20 protein-coding genes are annotated in these 17,093 nt (G+C 38.4%); 18 read left to right on the top strand and 2 right to left on the bottom strand.

Going from position 1 to position 17,093, the window contains the following annotated elements:
- Positions 1-31 precede the first annotated feature (31 nt).
- The 7 genes from TSYNT_RS04655 to TSYNT_RS04685 all read left to right on the top strand — a co-directional run bounded on the left by TSYNT_RS04655 (position 32) and on the right by TSYNT_RS04685 (position 5,532).
- Positions 32-760: an ATP-binding protein gene (locus TSYNT_RS04655; protein ID WP_059032203.1), complete on the top strand. Its 729-nt coding sequence runs from the start codon at positions 32-34 to the stop codon at positions 758-760.
- An 88-nt stretch (positions 761-848) separates the two neighbouring features.
- Complete coding sequence (locus TSYNT_RS04660) at positions 849-1,175, top strand: cupin domain-containing protein (protein WP_059032341.1); 327 nt, start codon at positions 849-851, stop codon at positions 1,173-1,175.
- 271 nt (positions 1,176-1,446) lie between these two features.
- Complete coding sequence (locus TSYNT_RS04665; RefSeq protein ID WP_059032205.1) at positions 1,447-2,211, top strand: DeoR/GlpR family DNA-binding transcription regulator; 765 nt, start codon at positions 1,447-1,449, stop codon at positions 2,209-2,211.
- Positions 2,212-2,232: 21 nt separating this feature from the next.
- Positions 2,233-3,174 (top strand): 1-phosphofructokinase, encoded by a 942-nt coding sequence (pfkB, locus tag TSYNT_RS04670; RefSeq protein ID WP_238142633.1) that lies wholly within the window; start codon positions 2,233-2,235, stop codon positions 3,172-3,174.
- On the top strand, positions 3,175-3,615 hold the full coding sequence (locus TSYNT_RS04675) for a PTS sugar transporter subunit IIA (RefSeq protein WP_059032207.1): 441 nt from the start codon (positions 3,175-3,177) through the stop codon (positions 3,613-3,615).
- 134 nt (positions 3,616-3,749) lie between these two features.
- A complete protein-coding gene (locus TSYNT_RS04680) occupies positions 3,750-5,129 on the top strand; it encodes a PTS fructose transporter subunit IIC (RefSeq protein ID WP_059032209.1) in 1,380 nt (459 codons plus the stop codon).
- Between the two features lie 181 nt (positions 5,130-5,310).
- Positions 5,311-5,532 (top strand): sulfurtransferase TusA family protein, encoded by a 222-nt coding sequence (locus TSYNT_RS04685; RefSeq protein ID WP_059032211.1) that lies wholly within the window; start codon positions 5,311-5,313, stop codon positions 5,530-5,532.
- Between the two features lie 11 nt (positions 5,533-5,543).
- Here the strand turns inward: TSYNT_RS04685 and TSYNT_RS04690 are convergent, their stop codons facing one another.
- Entirely contained in the window at positions 5,544-6,446 is a 903-nt protein-coding gene (locus tag TSYNT_RS04690; protein WP_059032213.1) for a selenium metabolism-associated LysR family transcriptional regulator, read from the bottom strand.
- A gap of 133 nt (positions 6,447-6,579) precedes the next feature.
- Between TSYNT_RS04690 and TSYNT_RS04695 the strand changes: the two genes are divergently transcribed.
- The 7 genes from TSYNT_RS04695 (at position 6,580) to TSYNT_RS04725 (ending at position 11,571) form a co-directional block, all read left to right on the top strand.
- Positions 6,580-7,248, top strand: coding sequence for a YeeE/YedE thiosulfate transporter family protein (locus tag TSYNT_RS04695; RefSeq protein WP_083497650.1), 669 nt, complete (start codon positions 6,580-6,582; stop codon positions 7,246-7,248).
- 33 nt (positions 7,249-7,281) lie between these two features.
- Positions 7,282-7,509, top strand: coding sequence for a sulfurtransferase TusA family protein (locus TSYNT_RS04700; RefSeq protein WP_013779586.1), 228 nt, complete (start codon positions 7,282-7,284; stop codon positions 7,507-7,509).
- Positions 7,510-7,524: 15 nt separating this feature from the next.
- Positions 7,525-8,067, top strand: coding sequence for a YeeE/YedE thiosulfate transporter family protein (locus TSYNT_RS04705; protein WP_059032215.1), 543 nt, complete (start codon positions 7,525-7,527; stop codon positions 8,065-8,067).
- An 18-nt stretch (positions 8,068-8,085) separates the two neighbouring features.
- Positions 8,086-9,330 carry a thioredoxin-disulfide reductase gene (trxB, locus tag TSYNT_RS04710; protein ID WP_059032218.1) on the top strand — a complete coding sequence of 415 codons (1,245 nt, stop codon included), beginning with the start codon at positions 8,086-8,088 and terminating at the stop codon, positions 9,328-9,330.
- Between the two features lie 247 nt (positions 9,331-9,577).
- Complete coding sequence (locus TSYNT_RS04715; RefSeq protein ID WP_059032220.1) at positions 9,578-10,333, top strand: exodeoxyribonuclease III; 756 nt, start codon at positions 9,578-9,580, stop codon at positions 10,331-10,333.
- Between the two features lie 67 nt (positions 10,334-10,400).
- On the top strand, positions 10,401-10,676 hold the full coding sequence (locus TSYNT_RS04720; RefSeq protein ID WP_059032222.1) for a hypothetical protein: 276 nt from the start codon (positions 10,401-10,403) through the stop codon (positions 10,674-10,676).
- Positions 10,654-11,571, top strand: coding sequence for a metallophosphoesterase (locus TSYNT_RS04725; protein ID WP_059032224.1), 918 nt, complete (start codon positions 10,654-10,656; stop codon positions 11,569-11,571). Before TSYNT_RS04720 ends, TSYNT_RS04725 begins: the two co-directional genes overlap by 23 nt.
- Before the next feature lie 18 nt (positions 11,572-11,589).
- On the opposite strand, the gene TSYNT_RS04730 is transcribed toward TSYNT_RS04725, so the two are convergent.
- On the bottom strand, positions 11,590-12,636 hold the full coding sequence (locus TSYNT_RS04730) for a LacI family DNA-binding transcriptional regulator (protein WP_059032226.1): 1,047 nt from the start codon (positions 12,634-12,636) through the stop codon (positions 11,590-11,592).
- A 270-nt stretch (positions 12,637-12,906) separates the two neighbouring features.
- Here TSYNT_RS04730 and TSYNT_RS04735 point away from each other — a divergent pair, with 270 nt between their 5' ends.
- The 4 genes from TSYNT_RS04735 (at position 12,907) to TSYNT_RS04750 (ending at position 17,090) form a co-directional block, all read left to right on the top strand.
- Positions 12,907-14,229: an ABC transporter substrate-binding protein gene (locus TSYNT_RS04735; protein ID WP_059032228.1), complete on the top strand. Its 1,323-nt coding sequence runs from the start codon at positions 12,907-12,909 to the stop codon at positions 14,227-14,229.
- A gap of 132 nt (positions 14,230-14,361) precedes the next feature.
- Entirely contained in the window at positions 14,362-15,234 is an 873-nt protein-coding gene (locus tag TSYNT_RS04740) for a carbohydrate ABC transporter permease (protein WP_059032230.1), read from the top strand.
- The gene (locus TSYNT_RS04745) at positions 15,218-16,063 is read left to right on the top strand and encodes a carbohydrate ABC transporter permease (RefSeq protein WP_059032232.1); all 846 of its coding nucleotides are present in this window, start codon (positions 15,218-15,220) and stop codon (positions 16,061-16,063) included. Before TSYNT_RS04740 ends, TSYNT_RS04745 begins: the two co-directional genes overlap by 17 nt.
- A 34-nt stretch (positions 16,064-16,097) precedes the next feature.
- Positions 16,098-17,090: a zinc-dependent alcohol dehydrogenase gene (locus TSYNT_RS04750; RefSeq protein WP_059032234.1), complete on the top strand. Its 993-nt coding sequence runs from the start codon at positions 16,098-16,100 to the stop codon at positions 17,088-17,090.
- The last annotated feature ends 3 nt before the right edge of the window (positions 17,091-17,093 follow it).

Raw genomic sequence — 17,093 nt, forward strand, 5'->3', positions numbered from 1 at the left:
TACAACATGTAATTAAAAGAAGGTGAGCATAATGAAAAGAAAAATTGTTACCATAGATGAGGAAAAATGCAATGGCTGCGGTCTTTGCGCGAGTGCCTGTCATGAAGGAGCGCTACAGCTTATAGACGGAAAGGCAAAACTTGTATCAGAAACTTACTGCGACGGATTAGGCGACTGCCTTCCTAAATGTCCTACAGGAGCAATTACCATAAGGGAGATGGAAGCTGCACCATATAATGAGGAAGCAGTAAAGAAAAATATGATGGCAAAAAATGCCAAAAACACACAAGATGCCTCAGAAAACAAACTGCCCTGCGGATGTCCTGGCAGCAGAGTAAAAACACTAAATAAGGAAGATAATCAAAAAATTGGGTATGCTGCTGTAAAAGAACAATCACGGCTTGCCCAATGGCCCTGCCAGCTAAAGCTTGTTCCGGCAAATGCGCCGTTTCTTGCCAACGCTCATTTGCTTATAGCCGCCGACTGCACCGCATATGCCTACGCCTCTATCCACAATGACTTTATGAGAAACAGAGTTACGCTGATAGGCTGTCCAAAGCTTGATAATGTCGATTATACAGATAAGCTTACAGATATTCTAAAATTTAACAACATAAAAAGCGTAACAGTGCTGAAAATGGAAGTTCCCTGCTGTAATGGCATCGCAAACGCTGTAAGAGAAGCGCTTATCGCAAGCGGCAAGATGATCCCTTGGAATGTAGTTACTATAAGCACAGAAGGGGATATTATCGAGGATTGAATTTAGAACAAGGATGAAATATAAAAAAGATAGAGGTTTACAGATCTTCTACTTTGAAAAACCAAATATATTATACGGGGGATTTTTTATGATAGAAAAAAGATATGAATTTACCTTTTCGGATGCAAAAACCATTGAAAGAGTCGTATCTGACGATAATGTAGACATAAATCATATGATACTTCCGAAAGGGGATGCGCTTCCCGAGCACTATACAAATTCAAATGTGTACATGATTGTAGTAAGAGGCGAAATTTCACTGCAGCTGGGCACACAGGATGAGCACACCTATCCTGCAGGAAGCATCATAGCAATTCCATATAAGACAAAAATGAATGCACGCAACAATCATGAAGAAGTATTAGAATTTTTTGTGGTTAAGGCTCCAAGCCCTAAAACTTTTGCCAAAAATTAAGGCATTAGCCTTATCAGCTATGCCGGCGCTTACAGCGTCGGCTTTTCTTTATTTCTCAGAATTATTTTTAAATGATTGAATCTGCCTGAGTTTAGAATAGAATATGTTAATTTATGCGTAGTTAATATAAAAATTAAGCAAAATTATTTAGAAATGAGCAAAAAACTATTGATTTAAATTTAGAATCGGTGTATAATTTAATCAAACGAGAGCAAATAAGCATAAAGATAGTAAATGATTAATTATATAGCGAAAAGCGAGAGTGATTTTCGTGTTTGCAGAAGAAAGACAGCAAAAAATCCTGGAACTCCTTGAAAAAAACAGCAGTATAAAAGTTAAGGAACTTGCAAAGATGTTTGATGTATCCGAGTCTACTATAAGAAGAGACCTGCAGGAGATGGAAGAAAAACAGCTTTTAAAAAGAACCCATGGGGGAGCAGTTGGAATTAAAAAAATGATATTTGAACCTACTTTCAAGGAAAAGGAAGACAAAAGCCAAAGAGAAAAATCAATTATTGCAAAAACTGCAGCTTCTTTAATAGAAGATAATGATACCATAATCTTGGATTCGGGCACTACTACTCTAGAGATAGCAAGGTGCCTTGAAGCAAAGGACATAACAGTTATAACAAATTCTATTGACATAGCTTCTGAGCTTTCTGAAAGAGACGATGTGGAACTTGTGATTACAGGGGGATCGCTAAGAAAAAAGACTCGGGCCATGGTAGGACATATAGCAGAAAGCACTATACGTAATTTTAGAGTGGACAAAGCCTTCATAGGAGCAAATGGAATTTCCGTAAAAGAAGGTATTACAACGCCAAATTTTATCGAAGCTCAAACCAAAAGGGCCATGATGGAGGTGGCTGACAAGGTATATATAGTAGCAGATGCTTCCAAGTTTAACCAGGTCTGTTTTTCAGTGATAAGTAGTATCAGAGAAGTAACCGCCATTATAACCAGTGGAGATTTAGATGAAGAAGTGATAAAGGAATTTGAAGATGCGGGAGGCAAAATCATCATAAAAAATGAGTAATTCAAGCGAAAGGGTGACCAAATGCAGATGGTGATTACAGTAACTCTAAATCCGGCACTAGATAGAACGCTTAATGTGGACAATTTTACCATAGGAACAGTAAACAGGGTAGTCGGGGCAAGATATGACATCGGCGGCAAGGGAATTAACGTCTCAAAAGTTCTGAAAAATTTCAATATAGACTCTTTATGTCTCGGCTTCTTGGGCGGAATTTGGGAAGGTTATTTTTTGCAAGAGTTAAAACGCCGGAATATCTCCTCGAATTTTACCCATATAGACGAGGATACAAGGACTAACACAAAAGTAGTAGATGCCATAAAGGGCACGTTTACAGATATAAATGAAGCAGGTCCCGAGATAAAAAAATCAGAGCTTGAAAAATTCATGTATACTTTTGAAAATTCATGCAAGAACGGCGATATAGTAATTTTATCAGGGGGAGTAAGTCCATCGGTGCCTTGCGATATTTACGGGAAACTTATTAAAATAGCCAAGGAAAAAGGAGCTACAACAATACTTGATGCGGAAGAGGAGCTGCTTAAAGAAGGGGTCAAAGCAAAACCGGATATTATAAAGCCCAATATACACGAACTTACAAAACTCATGAATCTAGATGATGGCTCAGATGATGCCATAATAAAAGCCGGAAAAAAACTGGTAGGATATGGGATAAAAAAGGTTCTTGTTTCCTTAGGGGAGCGGGGCGCAATATATGTGACGGAAAATGGAGTATACAAGTGCGACGGATTGAAAGTGCCGGTAAAAAGCACGGTAGGAGCAGGGGATTCTATGGTAGCAGCTCTTGCTTATAGTTTAATAAATGATTTTAGCGATGAATATACGTTAAAATTTGCAAATGCCTGCGGAGCAGCAACTGTAATGTTGGAAGGCACAGAAGCATGCACTTTAGAGCAAGTTAAAGATTTAGTGGATAATGTTTTCATTAAGGGGGAAAATTATTAAATGGAAATCAGAGACATGTTTTCAAAAGAAAGAACAAGTTTTGATTTAAAGGCAACTACCAAAGAAGAGGTTATAGATGAACTTATAGATATTTTATACAAAGACGGAAAGATAACAGATAAAGAAGAATTTAAAAAAGCGGTATTAAAGAGAGAAGAAGAGTTTTCAACAGGTATAGGAATGGGAATTGCCATTCCTCATGGCAAAAGCGCCGCAGTTAAAGAAGCTTCAATAGTTTTTGGTAAAAGCACAAAGGGTATCGATTTCAATTCCATGGACGGCGAGCCGGCTCATTTGTTCTTTCTTATAGCTGTTCCTGAGGAATCTGACGATGTGCATCTTAAGGCTTTAAGCGAGATATCAAGGAGGCTGATGCATGAGGAAGTAAGGGAAAAACTCTATAAGGCTCAAAGCTTCGAGGATTTTATAGAAGCATTCTAATATCAAATTCTAAGACAAATATCTAGGTTTTGGTAATTTTACTAAATATGAGGCAAGGCCGCTGCTGACTTGCTTTATTAGGATAGCATAAGGCCTTTTGGAACTAATAAAATATAAAAGAGGAGGACTTATATATGAAAATTGTAGCTGTTACGTCATGCCCTACGGGCATAGCTCATACCTATATGGCTGCTGAAGCGCTTCAAATGGCAGCTAAAGAGCTTGGTCATGAGATAAAGGTGGAGACCCAAGGTTCTGTAGGCGCAGAAAACGTTATAACAGAAGAAGATTTAAGGCAGGCAGATGCGGTTATCATTGCCGCTGATACTAATGTTGACAAATCTAGATTTACAGGGCTTCCGGTAATAGAAGCTTCTGTAAGCGAGGCGATAAAAAATCCAAAGGCCCTTATAAATAAAGCCCTATCCGCTAAGCCGAAGGTGAGTGCGGTAAAAGAAACTGTCCAGCCAAAAAGTAAAGAAAAGGAATCTCAAAAAGGTCTTTATAAGCATTTAATGACAGGCGTATCATATATGATACCCTTTGTAGTGGCAGGCGGAATATTAATAGCCTTGGGATTTGCCTTTGGAGGCATATATGTTTATGAAAACGTAGGAAGCCTCGGCGAGATTATCTTCTCAACAGGGAAATTAGCTTTTTCGCTAATGGTCCCGGTGCTTGCAGGTTATATTGCTTATTCCATAAGTGATAGACCGGGTTTGGTCCCTGGATTTGTAGGCGGTGCTCTTGCGGATAAATTAGGTGCAGGATTTATAGGCGCGCTTCTTGCAGGGCTTATAGCAGGTTACACTGTGGCATTTTTAAAGAAATATATTAAGCTGCCAAAATCTATGCAGGGATTGATGCCGGTTTTGGTGCTGCCTGTGCTTTCAACATTGATTATGGGTCTTGTGATGGTGCTGGTATTAGGCGGGCCTGTAAAATCTATAAATGATGCAATGTCAGCATGGCTTAATAACTTACAAGGATCTAGCGCAGTGCTCTTAGGTATAGTGCTGGGCTGCATGATGGCTTTTGACATGGGGGGTCCTATAAACAAAGCGGCATATGCCTTTGGCACTGCTACAATAGCCGCGGGACAACCAACACCGATAATGGCTGCGGTCATGGCTGCCGGCATGGTGCCGCCACTGGGCATAGCCCTTGCAACGATTATTGCTAAAAACAAGTTTACTGCCGCCGAAATAGAAGCAGGAAAAGCAGGCTGGGTCTTAGGACTTTCGTTTATAACAGAAGGGGCAATTCCATTTGCGGCAGCAGATCCCTTTAGAGTGATTCCGTCTATAATGGCAGGTTCAGCAGTAGCGGGAGCCCTTTCTATGCTTTTTGGTTGCGCACTAGCCGTGCCCCATGGCGGTATTTGGGTGCTTTTTATACCAAATGTTGTAACAAATCTATTCTTTTACATTCTTTCTATAGCTATAGGCACAGTAGTTACAGGATTATTGCTTTCGATTTTAAAAAAGCCTATAGAAAATAGCTCCTCTTTATAAATACTAAATTACAACCATTTATTTTTGTAAAACCACTTGGCTTGCCCAAGTGGTTTATTTCCGTATATAATTATATTACATACGGAACAATATTCTGGAGTTAGATAGGATATGAAGGCTTTGAATTTATCTTAATATCTTAAAACGTAGTCATATAAAGACTAAAAAAAGGTGGAGAAAGTTGACAGAACATTACATTGACGCAATGGGTTTTATGTGTCCGGTGCCTAATATGATGGTGCAGGAAAAACTAGAACAAGCTCAGCAAGGGGATGTTATCATACTTGAAACAGACCACAGCTGTGCAGCCGTAAACATAATAAATGATATGAAAAAGAAAAAAATCCGAGCTACATCCCAAGAAATTGATAATGGTATATGGCGTGTTGTGATAAGATTATAAATCTTACAAAATTAACAAAATCCGCGGCTGGGAAGGTGTAAAAACTTTATAAATGCCCGTGCTACAATGCTCTGGGCTTTTTCTGTTTTATAGGCAAGGTAAATTTTTTGCTTTAAAGTTATGCCCTTGATATCAACGGCCTTAAGAGTTTTATTGTGCAGTTCTTTTTTAAGGGCAAGTTTTGACATTATTGATATGCCGTGACCTGCTTCTACAGCGGCCTTGATGGAGTCTACGCTGCTAAGTTCCATGACAATGTTAAGAGAGGAAATATCAATTCCTGCCGAGCTCAAGCAATTTTCAACAACTTGCCGAGTGCCGGAGCCGTGCTCCCTCATAATGAGGGGTTGTTTTACAAAGTCCTCCGGCAGCAAATATTTTTTGCCATTCCAGGGCTCTTTATTCGGCACTATAACTGTCATATCATCAGTGGCTATTTCTTCAATAGCAAAAGGACCTGAAACCCGATCGCCCTCAATAACTGCCACATCAACTATTTCATCTTTTAAGTCACTGATAACCTGTGTTTGATTTCCCACTTTTAATTTTAAATTTGTTTCAGGGTATTTCTCTTTGAATATAAATATACTGCACGGCACCGCATAACCGCCGACAACCGAAGTGGCTCCGATAGTAAGACTGCCTTCTACCGAGGCACGCAGGCTGTCCATCTTGGATTCCAGCTCGCTAAAAAGGTCTGTTATCCTGACGGAATAATCGTAAAGCAGCCTACCTGCGTCGGTTAAACTTGTGCCACGATTGCTTCGCTTCAACAGCTGTATCGAGAAATAATTTTCCAATTGCTTTATTTGTTGAGAAAGAGCCGGCTGAGTGATAAAAAGTTCCTCGGCAGCCTGGGTAAGGGAACCGGTTTTAGCTATAGCAGCAAATGCCTTTAAAAAATCGATATTCATAGTAAACCACCTTTTTGATATAAGCTATACTTATAATAACATAAAATTAGCTAATTTTACAACTATTCCTAAGCTAAGTATAATAAAGATAGTGAAGGAAATCACAAGTACAATCTTTATAGGAGGTGTTTTTGTGGCACAATCAGAAGTTTCACTGAAATCCAGGATAAAATCAAAACCTGCTGCTAAAAAGAAGAACCAGATAGGTTACGGCATCGCACTACTTGCACTAATAATTGTTTTTGGCTGGTATTTATCTACTGTAGCAACTTCCGTAGCTCTTCGCTGGATGATTGGAATTGCTTTCGGGTTTATTCTGCAGCGCTCCAGGTTTTGCTTTACCGCAGCTATGAGGGATCCCTTTTTAACAGGCAGTACATCACTTCTAAGAGCGGTTATCATAGCAATCCTGGTAGCCATGATAGGATTTTCAGCGGTGCAATTTGCGGCAGTAAGCGCAGGAGAGGCTGTTCCCGGCAACATAAGCCCTGTGGGAATCCATACTCTACTCGGAGGAATTATCTTTGGGATAGGGGCGGTTATCGCCGGCGGTTGTGCGTCAGGGACTTTGATGAGGGTAGGCGAAGCATATGTGATGAATATGGTGGCACTGGTGTTTTTTGTTATCGGCTCAGGATTTGGAGCATATATCTTCGGTTGGGTAAAAGATAACATAGTGCGCTCTTCGCCTGCAGTATTTCTTCCTGATGTGCTCGGTTGGCCCTTAGCTTTCTTCGGGCAGATATTGGTACTTTTTGGATTATATTGGCTGGCTTTTTGGTGGGATTATAGAGAAGTATAAAATTTTTAAAAGTATAAAAAGGAGAGGATATAAATGGCAGAAGTATATCTTGATTGTTTAGGAGAGGCTTGTCCCGTACCCCTTATAAAAACTCAAAATAAGTTAAAGGAGCTCAATGTTGGCGATATTCTAATTGTGCAGATAGATCACAGCTGCGCTATGAAAAACGTGCCGGAATGGGCAAGAAAAGAAGGATATCCTGTAGAATTAGAAGAGATTGAAGAAGGGCGCTACGATATTTATATTGAGAAAAATAAGTAAAGGGGGCGGCTTTTGATGAACAGATATCAGGAAGAAGCGGCCAAACTGAAAAAAGCATTGCTAAAAGACCCCTTTCCATATTGGATGGGAGCCATACTTCTGGGGCTTTTGAATATAGTGACAGTTATTATATTTAAATCAGGCTTGGGAGTAACTACGACTTTTTCTCATTGGGCAGCATGGATTCTCAAAGCCCTGGGAGGTCATCCGGAAAACTGGGTTTTTTATCAGTCAGAATCGGCATCTAAAGCTCTTGCCGCAGGCTTTATGAGAGATGGCGGAACTATGCAAAATCTGGGGATTATCTTTGGCGCTATGCTTGCAACCTTACTGGCTTCCCAGTTTAGAGTCAAGAAAATTAAAAACTCTAAGCAAATAGTGGCGGCAGCATTAGGCGGTATTATGATGGGAGTTGGCGCAAGGCTGTCATATGGCTGCAACATAGGAGCCCTTTTTAGCGGAATGGCTTCTATGTCGCTGCATGGCTGGGTGTTTATGTTTGCCATGTTTATTGGAGCTTTCTTTGGCTCAAAACTTCTGGTAAAGTATTTCATTTAAAATGGGAGGCTTTTAAAAATGCCGGACAAAAAAGTTGAAAATTATGATGTCATAGTCATCGGAGGCGGAGCAGCAGGCATGACGGCAGCGATATATGCTGGACGAGCCAGGCTTTCCACCCTGCTTATCGAAAAGACGCTTATGGGCGGTCTTGCAACTTATACTAACGAAATAGAAAACTATCCGGGCTTTCCTGAAGGCACAAACGGGGAAGAACTTATGAAACTTTTTGAACGTCAAATGAAGAAGTTTAATGTTAAGACAAAACTTGCCGATGTGCGGCAGGTGGACTTAAACGGCGATACCAAGATAGTAAAAACCCTTCGCACCGATTACCATGCAAAAGCTGTGGTCATTGCAACAGGCGGTAAACCCAGGCTTACTGGCGCAAAGGGAGAGGAGAAGTTTTTATTCGGTCGCGGCATATCATTTTGTGCAACTTGCGATGCGGCTTACTACACCGACAAAGAAGTTCTTGTAGTAGGCAGTGGGGATGCAGCTATTGAAGAAGCAATTTTTCTTTCAAGGTTTGCCAAAAAAATATATATCTCAGTAATTCATGATGAAGGAATCATGGATGCCAACAAAGTAGCGCAGGAACAGGCTATGAAAAACGAGAAGCTGCATTTCATCTGGAATACCGTAGTAGATGAATTTGTAGGTGAAGAACATCTGGAAAAGGTAATGCTGAAAAACGTAAAAACCGGAGAAAAAATTCCGGTTAAAGTGGATGGCTGTTTCTTATTCATCGGCTACCTGCCGAATACCGAGATTTTCCGCGGAATGGTAGATATTAGCGACAGAGGTTATATAATCACCGATGAAAACATGCAGACAAATATCCCCGGGGTCTATGCTGTAGGAGATGTGCGGGAAAAGGCACTGCGTCAAGTCTCAACGGCTGTAGGAGATGGAGCTGTTGCAGGCTATATGGCTGAAAGATATATTGAAGAAACCAATGTTTTTCAGAGGGAATTCAAAGAATACACAGGTATGCAGCTTGTTATGTGCTATGACCCTACTGATGCAGTGAGCAGAGAGAAGTTAGCTATTGTGGAGGGATTTGCTAAAGAAAATCCGGGAATCAAACTCAGCAAAATCGATGTGTATAAAGGCAAAAGTATGGCTAAAAGACTGGGCGTTGAAGGCGATCCCTGCCTGGTAGTTATGAACGGCGGATATGTGGACTATACCATACCTCTTTCTGAACTTAGCGAAGATATGCTAAGACATTTGAAAGAAGATAAGGCTGCAAATCTCTAAAGTTTAATAAAGCGGCACAATTTAATATAGCAAAGTATGCGGCATGTAACCTTGAGTTATTTGCTACAGCCTGCAAAATTTAAATTTACCTTCCGAGACTGATGTCTTTAATTCGGAAGGTAAATTTGTATTTCAGTGCTGTATTTGCATATTACAATTGCAGCTTTTGCGTTGTACGATATAATGTAACAAGGCAACTTGTGCGAAAAATATGTTTATCATATAAAATAACAGGAGGTTTTGTTAATTGAGGATAGTTTCATGGAACGTAAATGGTCTTAGAGCATGTCTTGACAAAGGATTTTTAGATTATTTTAAAAAAGTAGATGCAGATATATTTGCAATACAGGAAACAAAGTTGCAAGAAGGGCAAGTAGAGCTTGAACTGGAAGGTTATGAGCAATACTGGAATTATGCAAAGCGAAAGGGATACTCAGGCACAGCGGTTTTTACAAAAATAAAGCCCATTTCCGTTTCATATGGAATAGACATAGAGGAACACGACGGGGAGGGCAGGGTTATAACCCTCGAATTTGAAAATTTCTACTTTGTAAATGTGTATGTGCCTAATTCTCAAAGAGGCCTGACCCGCCTGGATTACAGGATGAAATGGGAAGACGACTTTAGAGAATACCTCATAAAGTTAGATGGTACAAAACCGGTGATCTGCTGCGGGGATAAAAACGTGGCTCATCAGGAAATAGATTTAAAAAACCCTAAAAGCAACAGAAAAAATGCAGGCTTTACTGATGAAGAACGGCAGAAGATGACAGAGCTGCTAAGCTCCGGCTTTATAGATGCATTTCGATATCTTTATCCTGACAGAAAAGATGCTTATACCTGGTGGTCTTATATGTTCAAGGCTCGAGAAAAGAATATCGGTTGGAGAATTGACTATTTTATAGTATCCGAAAGATTAAAAGATAAAATTCGAGATGTAGAGATTCATTCAGACGTTATGGGAAGCGATCACTGTCCGATACTTTTAGATATCGATATATGAACTACCTATACTTATAGAAGTGGATGGCTTCCCGTTTCGCTGAACTTGCCCGATAACTAGGTCTTATGTGCTATTTGCAGGCTTTAATTGGGCAGTTTCTGCCCTAGATGCCGATATTATCAGTATCTCTAGCATCTTGGATATTTTACAGATAGAAGAAAAAGCTTATAGCGTAATTATCGCATTTTCAGTTAAAAGCGAAAAAGGCGGATCTTTCGCAGGTGAAATGGAAAACATGGAATCGAAAATTTTTATTCAAGTAAGCAAAAAACCAACAAAACTACAATATATATTTATTATTCTGACAGCAGGAGAGGAAAATGAAGATTACAAGCAAAAATAGTAAACTGCGTATTGGAATTGTTTCGTGCATAATTATTGGCATTTTTGTATTTCTATATGTAGAAGCAAACTGGCTGCAAGTAAGCGACTACACGATTGTATCGCCTAAAATCCCCAAGGAATTTGAAGGTTTCAGGATAGTTCAACTTTCTGACTTGCATAGCAAGGAATTTGGAAAAAACAATGAGCTTCTTATACAAAAAATTAAGGCTCAAAATCCTGATATTATTGTAGCAACAGGGGACATGCTAAGTTCCGGCGATGATAGAGGGGAAGTATTCTATGATTTAGCAAGAGAACTTGTGAAAAACTATGATGTATATTACATAAAAGGAAATCACGAACAAATAACGGAATTTAAAGCGCAAGAAGTAGGTTCCGAATGGTTTAAATCTTACATAGACAGCTTAAAGGAACTAGGCGTTATTGTATTAGAAAATGAAAAAGTCAGCCTAAAAAAGGATGATGCTTCAATAAATCTTTATGGTCTTGAGACTTCGCTGCTGCTTTACAGGGGAAGATACTCTTCTAACTATAATGGAGAAAAATCCATAGATGTACCCAGCATTGAAAAAAAATTAGGCAGGTGTGAAAGAGAAAAATACAATATACTGCTTACCCATAATCCGGCGTATTTTCAGATATACAGCCAGTGGGGCGCGGATCTTGTTTTATCGGGTCATGTTCACGGAGGAATTGTAAGGCTGCCGCTTTTAGGCGGACTGCTTTCTCCTGATGCCACATTTTTCCCAAAATACGATGCAGGCGAATTTGAACTTGGCGACTCAAAGATGATAGTAAGCAGGGGATTAGGCAACAGCACCCTAAAACTTCGAGTCTTTAACCGCCCCGAAATAATAACCATCACCCTGCACTGCCTAAATGCCAAAACTTAAAAATTATATATTTATACCTTAAACAGGCTCCAAGCTATTTTCGTTTATCGCCTTACATGATTGGCGTATAATAAACTTTGTTTTAAGTAGAGTCCGCTGCTGGGTTTTTCTCCCCTCGATTAAATTGAATAACACTTTTGCTGAAACCTTTCCCAATTGTTCTATAGGAACATCTATAGTGGTGAGTTCAGGACTCATTATTGTAGAGTATTCATAATTATTATGACCCACTAAAGAAATATCATCAGGGATTTTTAAGTTCAATTCTTTGATGGCTTTATAGGCGCCAATTGCTTTAATATCATCTGTAGCAAAGATAGCAGTGGGAGGAGTAGGGCTTTTTAATATATTAATCGCGGCTTGATATGCATCATTTATTGTGTATTGACCATTTTCAATAATAGAATAGTCAACAGGGAGTCCTGATTCTTTGTGAGCGGCTATATATCCTTCAAGCCTGTCCACACTTACTACATATTTTAGAGGAGCGTGTATACACCCTATTCTTTTATGGCCTAATTTTATAAGATAACTGACCGCTTCTTTGCAATCATTAAGATTATCTGTATCAACGGAGTAAACCTCATTTGCAAGTCTTTCGTCAACAACTCGGCCCACTACTACAAAAGGTATGTTAGACTGATATAGCTTTTCTATTAGCCTGTCGTTCATTCTTGAGCTAAGAAGTATAAGCCCTTGAACAATCTTACTTTCAATCATTGATAAGCATTTTTCTATTTCTTTTTCTTCATTAAGCGCATTGTTAAGAATAATATCGTAATTTTTTTCTTCAGACACTTCGCCAATTGCCTGTATCATCAAGCTAAAGTATGGATTATGAAAAGCTTGCTGCAAAGAACGTGTAGAGACAACTCCGATGGCATTGAATGAACCGCTGCCCAAACTTTGAGCAATTCTATTGGGTTTGAAATTAAGTTTTTTTATGGCATCCATAACATTTTGCCTTGTTTTATCATTAACATTAGAAGCATTGTTTATAACTCTCGAAACGGTTGATACAGATACTCCTGCCAGTTTAGCCACATCACGTATTGTTGCACTCACCTTATCATCCCCTAAAATATTTCTATATCTGCGCTCTTAGTACATAATTATAATCCTAATAGTATAAAAAAGTCAATGAAAAAACCGGTTTCATAACATATAATGTGACAAAATATTTTAATAATGAAAAATGAAGAAAATCAAAGAAAAATCAAGTATATGCGGAAAATTTATTTTAAGTTCCTTTAAAACGAAACATTATAAAATTGTAAAAACGGTTTCATAATGTTATAATGAAAACCAATAATAAAATTAAAAGGGGAGTTAGAGATGAAAAAGTTTTTAGCCCTGCTGATAGTTATGGTTTTAATGGTAAGTGCTGTTGGTTGTGCATCAAATTCTTCAGAAAATACTACCCCAGGAAAAGATAGTGAGACAAGCGAAGAAGTAAAAATTCAATTCATGCACACGATGATTGAGCAAGAAAGGCAAGAGATAATCGATGGCATAATAAAAGATTTCGAGGCGAAGAATCCAGGTATTAAAGTTGAGCAGATGCCTACTGATGAAGACAGCTATGAAACAAAAATTACTGCATTAGGTAATAGCGGAGAACTTCCGGCTATAATGGAAATGAGTCAAGATCAGGCGAAACTCAATGCAAAAAATGAATTTATTGATTTTGCCGCAGTTAAAGAGGTTATTGATTCAAAGGGCGAGAGCGCTTTCTTCGATGGAATTTTGAACGTTATCAAAACTGAAGACGGCACAAACTATACGGGAGTGCCTATAGGCGGTTGGGTACAAGGAATATGGTATAACAAAACTGCATTTGAAGAGAAAAATTTAGCGGCGCCAGATACTTGGGATAATATATTAGCTGCAGCGAAAGCCTTTTCCGATCCCGCTAACAAAAAGTACGGCATAGCAATACCAACTGCCAATGATGGTTTTGCCCAGCAAGGTTTTTCACAGTTTGCCCTTTCTAACAATGCGAACGTTTTGGATGCAGACTGCAAAGCAACATTTAACACCCCTGAGATGATTGAGGCTTTGGCATTCTACAAATCATTATATGAGTACACTATGCCGGGCTCAAATGATGTAACTGCTGTCAGGGATGCGTTTATGAATGGATCAGTGCCCATGGCAATTTACTCTACATATATGATTCCGTCTCTTTATGAAGCAGGTAAGATGGAAGAAGTAGGTTTTGCCATTCCTAAAAATAAAGTAAGCGCAGCATACGGGCACGTGGGCTTGATAACAATAAAGGCTGATATGCCTGAAGCAGAAAGGACCGCGGCTATAAAATTTGCAAGTTATTTATTAGATGATGAAGTGAATATAAAATGGCTGCACATGTCGCCTGGTGGCCAGCAACCGGTCTTAAAATCTGTAGCGGCTTCGGATAAATATTTAGACAACCCGGTTATCCAATCTTTTGCCGGAATCGCCGATGATATTGCAGGAGCCTTTAACAGTTTGCAAGCCTTTGGTTCAGTTAACGGTAAAAATTTCTTGATAATGGGCGATATTACAAGTAGCGGGATTATATCTAATGCAGTAAATCGAGTTACAGTCAAAGGCGAAGATCCGGCAAAGGTCGCAAATGAAACAAATGCTGAAATAGAAGCTCTGTTAGAACAATAAAGATAAGTGCGGTAAAATATACTTGTAGAAGAAATTAGTATTGTTTCCCCTGTATATTGAAATTACACAGTTATTCGCGGTATGCAGGGGAACGTTTTCTTCACCTAAAAATAATCATTAGGAGCATAAGCTGTGAAAAGATTAAAAGAATCCCATTTTGCTTATATATTATTGGCACCATGTATCTTACTTGTTTTGCTGCTAATCGGCTACCCTATGATTAATAATATCATAATAAGTTTTTATAAAATTCCGTTAAATCCTAAACTTCCATCTGACTTTATAGGATTAAAGAATTACATTGACACATTTTCTGATATAAATTTTTATAAGTCATTAGTTACTACAATCCTATTTACAGCCTCAGTAGTTGTACTTAGCACAGCGTTAGGTCTGTTTGTAGCCATATACATAAATAGAGAATTTAAATTTAAAAAAACAGTAAAAGCGCTAATAATCCTGCCTTACATTGTTCCGTCCATTGCTTTGATTTTTTCATGGAAATATATGTTTAATAACATATATGGCGTTGTCAATTACATTCTAGTGGATGTTCTTCATTTATTTAATGCTGCCCCTCTTTGGTTTGACAATGAATACAGCGCATTTATATTAGTTGTTTTATTTTCGGTGTGGAGATTCTTCCCGTATGCCTTTATATCCTTTTATGCAATACTACAAACCATAGATAGCAGCCTATATGAAGCAGCGGAAATTGATGGTGCCAACGGTTGGCACAAGTTCAAATATATTACAATACCTGAAATAATGCCTGTATTAGCAACAATAGTAACACTGAGGACAATTTGGGTTTTTTATATGTTTACGGAAGTTTACCTTCTAACAAAAGAAGTTAATACTATAAGCGTCTACCTTTACATGGTTGCCTTTGCAAGAAAAGATATGGGCAAAGCGGCTGCCATTTCTATTATTCTATTTATAATAATATTTACTATAATACTCAGCGGCAGAAAGAGGGTGCTCAAAGATGCCGGCAGTGAATAAAAAGATTTTAAAAAATATATTATTTTATGTTGGTTTAATAGTTTTTTTAGCGGCAATACTGTTTCCTTTTTTAATTATGTTTGTAGTTTCTATAAAAACTACAAACGAAGCTATCCAATTTCCACCGACATTTTTACCTAAAAACATAACTTTCGAGCATTACAAGAGTATTTTTAATCCTAGGATATTTCCATTTTTGACATATTTTAAAAACAGTATGTACGTTTCCGTGTTGTCCTCTTTTATTTCCGTGGCTTTGGGGATTTTAGGGGGATATAGTCTGTCAAAGTTGAAATTTATGGGGAAAACGGTCATAAATAATGGCTTTTATTTAGTATATATGTTTTCGGGCATACTTTTAGTAGTGCCTCTATTTAAAATAATTTCAGCAATTGGATTGTACAACCATAGAGAGGCGCTAATAATTACAATGATTGTGCAGACGCTTCCCACGTCTATCTATATGTTAAAAAGCTATTTTGACACAATACCCGTTGAAATAGAAGAAGCCGGACGCATCGACGGTCTGAATAGGTTACAAGTCATTACTTATATAATTATTCCACTTTCGCTGTCTGGCATAGTTTCGGTTTTTGTATACGCCTTTATGGTTGCATGGAATGATTTTTTGTTTGCTTCTATTTTCTTAAGCTCATCAGATATGTTTACTCTATCTATAGGCTTAAACTCACTGTTTAATCGACCTGATTACATTTGGGGCAGGATGATGGCATCCGCCATAGTAACCTCAATACCCGTTGTCCTAATGTATGGAGCAAGCGAACTGCTTATGCGCAAAGGCGCAACTGAAGGCGGAGTAAAGGGTTAAATAGTAGCTGCTTATACTTTATAGGAGGATTTCTATGAAAAGCCTAAGAATAACATCAAACGAAGATGCAAAGATATATTTATTAGAAGAAGAAGTAGATGATCCATCTGATACACAGGTTCAAGTGGAAGTGATAACGTCAGTAGTGAGCCCGGGGACCGAAAGAGCATTTATATTGAGCATGGAAAACACTGATAAGAGCTATCCCAGAACTTTAGGTTATAGTGTTGCGGGCATAGTAACAAAAGTCGGCAGTAATGTTAAAGGATTTAAGCCTGGAGACAGAGTTGCAGGAATCCTTGCCCATAGGACAATCGGTAATATAGAACAGCATAATTTGGTGCATATTCCTAATGGGGTAACTTTTGAAGAAGCTGCTTTTGTTAGAATAGGTGTTATTGCTATGCAAGCCGTCAGAAAAGCAAGGATAGAGCTTGGAGAAGGAGTTTTAGTTTTTGGCCTTGGACTGATAGGTCAAATGGCTATGCAGCTTGCAAAAGCTAATGGGGCATTGCCTATTATAGGTATAGATGTTGTTGAAAGCAAGCTTGAACTTGCTAAAATAAATGGCTGTACATATACATTCGATGCCAATATGAAAAATCTGGAACAAGAATTCAAGAATGTGAATAATGGCTGCCTGCCTCAGGTAGTAATTGAATCCACAGGTTTTCCCGAACCAATTAAATTATCATTGCGATATGCATGTAATTTGGGCAGGGTAATAATTTTAGGCAGTACTCGCGGAAACACAGAAATTAATTTTTATAAAGATATACATAAAAAAGGGCTTGTTGTTATTGGAGCGCATATTTCTACCAATCCTGCAATGCAATCCTATACCGCTCATTGGTGTTTCAGAGATAATGCTCTTTGTTTTTTAAATCTTTTAAAAGAAAAAAGAATAAACGTAACCTCTTTGATATCACAGAAAGAAAGTTTTGAGAAATTCAACAATATCTATAAAAATGTTTTGGAAAGAAACGATGATTATATAACTTCTGTTATTACCTGGAAATGGAGATGATTA

It is taken from the genome of Tepidanaerobacter syntrophicus, assembly GCF_001485475.2.
GTDB lineage: Bacteria > Bacillota > Thermosediminibacteria > Thermosediminibacterales > Tepidanaerobacteraceae > Tepidanaerobacter > Tepidanaerobacter syntrophicus.

What these genes read in the sequence shown, in the direction of transcription:
- TSYNT_RS04690 (WP_059032213.1), bottom strand. Translation starts at nt 6,446, where the DNA reads ATGAATATCGATTTTTTAAAGGCATTTGCTGCTATAGCTAAAACCGGT.
- TSYNT_RS04735 (WP_059032228.1), top strand. Translation starts at nt 12,907, where the DNA reads ATGAAAAAGTTTTTAGCCCTGCTGATAGTTATGGTTTTAATGGTAAGT.
- TSYNT_RS04675 (WP_059032207.1), top strand. Translation starts at nt 3,175, where the DNA reads ATGGAAATCAGAGACATGTTTTCAAAAGAAAGAACAAGTTTTGATTTA.
- TSYNT_RS04725 (WP_059032224.1), top strand. Translation starts at nt 10,654, where the DNA reads ATGAAGATTACAAGCAAAAATAGTAAACTGCGTATTGGAATTGTTTCG.
- TSYNT_RS04680 (WP_059032209.1), top strand. Translation starts at nt 3,750, where the DNA reads ATGAAAATTGTAGCTGTTACGTCATGCCCTACGGGCATAGCTCATACC.
- TSYNT_RS04700 (WP_013779586.1), top strand. Translation starts at nt 7,282, where the DNA reads ATGGCAGAAGTATATCTTGATTGTTTAGGAGAGGCTTGTCCCGTACCC.
- pfkB (WP_238142633.1), top strand. Translation starts at nt 2,233, where the DNA reads ATGCAGATGGTGATTACAGTAACTCTAAATCCGGCACTAGATAGAACG.
- TSYNT_RS04655 (WP_059032203.1), top strand. Translation starts at nt 32, where the DNA reads ATGAAAAGAAAAATTGTTACCATAGATGAGGAAAAATGCAATGGCTGC.
- trxB (WP_059032218.1), top strand. Translation starts at nt 8,086, where the DNA reads ATGCCGGACAAAAAAGTTGAAAATTATGATGTCATAGTCATCGGAGGC.
- TSYNT_RS04705 (WP_059032215.1), top strand. Translation starts at nt 7,525, where the DNA reads ATGAACAGATATCAGGAAGAAGCGGCCAAACTGAAAAAAGCATTGCTA.
- TSYNT_RS04660 (WP_059032341.1), top strand. Translation starts at nt 849, where the DNA reads ATGATAGAAAAAAGATATGAATTTACCTTTTCGGATGCAAAAACCATT.
- TSYNT_RS04750 (WP_059032234.1), top strand. Translation starts at nt 16,098, where the DNA reads ATGAAAAGCCTAAGAATAACATCAAACGAAGATGCAAAGATATATTTA.
- TSYNT_RS04745 (WP_059032232.1), top strand. Translation starts at nt 15,218, where the DNA reads ATGCCGGCAGTGAATAAAAAGATTTTAAAAAATATATTATTTTATGTT.